The 3,638-nt window shown below is 68.6% G+C and carries 4 protein-coding genes; all 4 read left to right on the plus strand.

Annotated features, from left to right (window positions below; genetic code table 11):
- Positions 1 to 61 precede the first annotated feature (61 nt).
- The 4 genes from nth to U9977_RS03545 are packed head-to-tail and all read left to right on the plus strand — an operon-like array spanning position 62 to position 3,424.
- Positions 62 to 787, plus strand: coding sequence for an endonuclease III (nth, locus tag U9977_RS03530; RefSeq protein ID WP_322747714.1), 726 nt, complete (start codon positions 62 to 64; stop codon positions 785 to 787).
- Between the two features lie 11 nt (positions 788 to 798).
- Positions 799 to 1,668 (plus strand): CoA pyrophosphatase, encoded by an 870-nt coding sequence (locus U9977_RS03535; protein ID WP_322747698.1) that lies wholly within the window; start codon positions 799 to 801, stop codon positions 1,666 to 1,668.
- A 53-nt stretch (positions 1,669 to 1,721) separates the two neighbouring features.
- The gene (locus U9977_RS03540) at positions 1,722 to 2,228 is read left to right on the plus strand and encodes a cupredoxin domain-containing protein (RefSeq protein WP_322747699.1); all 507 of its coding nucleotides are present in this window, start codon (positions 1,722 to 1,724) and stop codon (positions 2,226 to 2,228) included.
- 20 nt (positions 2,229 to 2,248) lie between these two features.
- Positions 2,249 to 3,424, plus strand: a complete 1,176-nt coding sequence (locus U9977_RS03545; protein WP_322747700.1) for a MarP family serine protease — start codon at positions 2,249 to 2,251, stop codon at positions 3,422 to 3,424.
- Positions 3,425 to 3,638: the final 214 nt, after the last annotated feature.

A 3,638-nucleotide genomic window follows, 5' to 3' on the forward strand; every position in this document is an offset into this window, starting at 1 on the left:
GGACACATCCGCCACGCCGACCGACGGCTGGCGTGATCGGCTCGCCCGCTACCCTGGGAACGTGCCCGCCGTCGTCGACACCGCCACGGAAAGCCCGCTGGCGCGGACACGCCGAGCCCGTAAGATCGTCCGGATGCTCGGTGAACTCCACCCGGATGCCCGGATCGCGCTGAACTTCGGCAACCCGCTCGAACTCCTCGTCGCCACGGTCCTGTCCGCGCAGTGCACGGACAAGAAGGTCAACGAGGTGACGCCGACAGTGTTCGCGCGGTATCGCAGCGCCGGCGACTACGCCGGGGCGGACCGCGCGGAGCTCGAAGCCGTCCTGCGGCCGACCGGCTTCTTCCGAGCGAAGACACATTCGATCATCGGCATCGGCGCCGCTCTGGTCGACCGTTTCGCCGGCGCCGTGCCCGGCCGCCTCGACGACCTCGTGACCCTGCCCGGTGTCGGCCGCAAGACCGCCAACGTGGTACTCGGACATGCCTTCGACATACCCGGGATCACGGTGGACACCCACGTCGGGCGCCTGTCCCGCAGGTTCGGCCTCACCGCCAACACCGACCCGGTCAAGGTCGAGAGCGACCTCGCCGAACTCCTCGAGCGGCGCGACTACACGATCGCCTCCGATCGGATGATCTTTCATGGTCGACGGATCTGCCACTCCCGCCGCCCTGCATGTGGAGCGTGCGGTGTCGCCCGTCTGTGCCCCTCGTTCGGCCTCGGCCCGACCACCCCGCAGGACGCCGCGCGGCTCGTCCGCGGGGACGTCGAAGCGGTCAGTTGAGCAGCGGTCAGTTGAGCAGCCCTCAGTTGAACACCGGACCGCATCCGGACAGATCCGAAACTCCCCGACCGGCACCGGGCCCTCGGGGTGTTCCGACCGCACGGCCGGCCGCCGGGGGTGCCGCGCCGGAACGCTCCGTCGAGCTCGGCCGGCCCGCTGTGCCGGCCGGGCCTGACCAGCCTGACTGGCTCACCGACCTGGCCGAAGCCCTCAGTGCGGCCCGTCCCGACGATCTCTCCCGCGCCCGGGCACCGGCTGCGGGTGACGCCCGGCCGGCGGCCGTCCTCATGGTGCTCGCAGACGGCCCGAACGGGGCGGACATCCTGCTCATCCAGCGTGCGCCCGATCTACGCAGCCACGGTGGCCAGCCGGCGTTCCCCGGCGGCGCCACCGACCCCACCGACGTCTCCCCGGCCGCCACCGCGCTGCGGGAGGCACACGAGGAGGTCGGACTGGACCCGGAGTGTGTCCGGGTGGTGGCTACCGGCCCCGCGCTCTACCTGCCGCCCAGCCACTTCCTGGTCACGCCGGTGCTGGCGTGGTGGCACACGCCGTGCCCGGTGGCGGCGATGGACCCGAACGAGACGTCGTCGGTCGCGCGGGTACCCGTAGCGACACTCGCGGATCCGGCGAACCGACTGCTGGTCCATCACGCGCGAACCGGCTATCTGGGCCCGGCCTTCCGCGCCCACGACATGTTCATCTGGGGCTTCACCGGCGGACTGCTCGACGCGCTGTTGCGGATGGGCGGCTGGGAGCGCCCATGGCTCCCGGCCGAGCAGGTCGAGGCCCCCGCACCTGTCATGTCAGTGCCCACCGCAGTGCCCACCGCAGTGCCCACCGCCAGTCGGGCGCCGGAACCGACGGGTGACTCCGAATGAGTGCGCACCCGGGCGATACGGTCAGGCAGCTCGATGAATGACCGGAGGCAAGCATGAGCGCAACGACGGGCCCGCGCAGTTCCCGGCGCCCGCAGCCCCGATCCGATGTGCCCGGTAGGCGTCCGGCCGGCATCCGGATGGGACCGAGCGTTGGTCGCGCTGCGATCAGCGTCGTCCTTGCGGCGCTGCTCCTCAGCCTCAGCCTCAGCAGCTGCGGAAGCGACCAGCCGGCCGGTTCCGCCGGTGCGGCCGCGGCCGCACCGAGCGCCACACCGAAGATCGAAAATGGTGTCCAGATCTTCGACGTCGTGGGCACCGCATCGCTTGAGTTCTCGCCCTCAACACTGATCGCGAAACCCGGAAAAATCACGGTGAACCTGACCGTCGAACGCGGCTCTCCGCTGCACAACTTCGTGATCCCGACGATTCCGGCCGCCCGAACCAACTACGCCTCAACGGATACACCGCGATCGGTGACATTTACAGTGGATCAACCCGGGCAGTACCCGTTCGTCTGCACGATCCACCCGAACATGCATGGCACCCTAACAATCAGCTAACGGATAGCAGGCCGCCAGACATGCTCGACATCATCCTGCTCGTCGCGGTGATTGTCTTTGGCGTGTCCGGCTACCGGCAGGGCTTCGTCGTCGGGGCACTGTCCTTCGTCGGTTTTCTCGGTGGCGGCGTGCTGGGCGCGAACATCGCTGCGCCGTTCGCGCGGCTGATCGGAGCCGAGGCCAACGGTGCCGTCGTCGGCATCCTGGTCGTCCTCGTACTCGCCCTGATCGGGCAGATCGCCGCCACCGCCATCGGTGCGGCGCTGCGCAACCGGCTCACCTGGCGCCCCGGCCAGACCGTCGACTCGGTGGCCGGCGCGTTGCTTTCGGGGATCTCGGTGCTGCTGGTGGCTTGGCTCCTGGCGACGGCCATCGACCGATCCCCGTTCAGCTCGCTGGCCGAACTTGTCCGCCGATCAGCGGTGCTGAGGACCGTCGACGGGGCCATGCCGGACACTTTTCGTAATGCCTTCGCGGACCTCCGCCAGCTTGCCGACCAGAAGGGCTTCCCGGAAGTCTTCGCCAGCCTCGGCGGCGGCCGGATCATCCCGGTCGAACCACCGGACGCACAGGCTGCCACCACCACCGGCGTGCAGGCGGCGTCTGCCAGCATCCTGAAGGTCAGGGGTGTCGCGCCCTCATGTTCCAAACAGGTCGAGGGCTCCGGCTTCGTCTACGCCCCGGAGCGGGTGATGACGAACGCCCATGTTGTCGCCGGAGTGCCGCGGCCGCAGGTCGAAGTCGGCAACACCATGATGGCGGCCAGGGTGGTGTTGTTCAACCCGGACACCGACATCGCGGTTCTGTACGTGCCCGGGTTGCACCGGACGCCGCTGGCCTTCCAGGCCAACCCGGCGGGCCATGCGGGGGACGATGCGGTTGTCGCAGGTTACCCGCAGGACGGCCCCTACACGACCGCGGCGGCACGCATCCGCAACCGGCAGACCGCCAAAGCACCCAACATCTACTCACAGGGCACGGTGCTGCGTGACATCTACGCCGTCCGCGGCCAGGTGCTGCCGGGTAATTCGGGCGGACCACTGCTGTCCGAGACGGGAACTGTCTTCGGAGTCGTGTTCGCCGCCGCGACGAACGACTCGGAGACCGGGTATGCGCTGACCAGCGCAGAGGTGGACGCCTCGGCGAACGCCGGCCGCGTCGCGACCGCCGCTGTCAGCACCCAGGGCTGCGACTAGGGCCTGCAATATCCATCGGACAGACCCTAGTGTCTCGTGATTCCACTGACTTTACAAAATGCTAACTGTGGTGTTTAATGAGTGAATGGAACTGACAACGGATGCGCGGGCAGAGCTACAGGCATTGGTGAACAGCCAGGATGCGCCGGCGGCAGTGGCGACGCGAGCCCGGATCGTATTGTGGCGAGCGGAGAACCGGCAGAAGAAAGAAATT

This window comes from Protofrankia sp. Cas8 (assembly GCF_963555845.1).
In the GTDB taxonomy this organism is placed as follows: Bacteria; Actinomycetota; Actinomycetes; order Frankiales; family Frankiaceae; genus Protofrankia.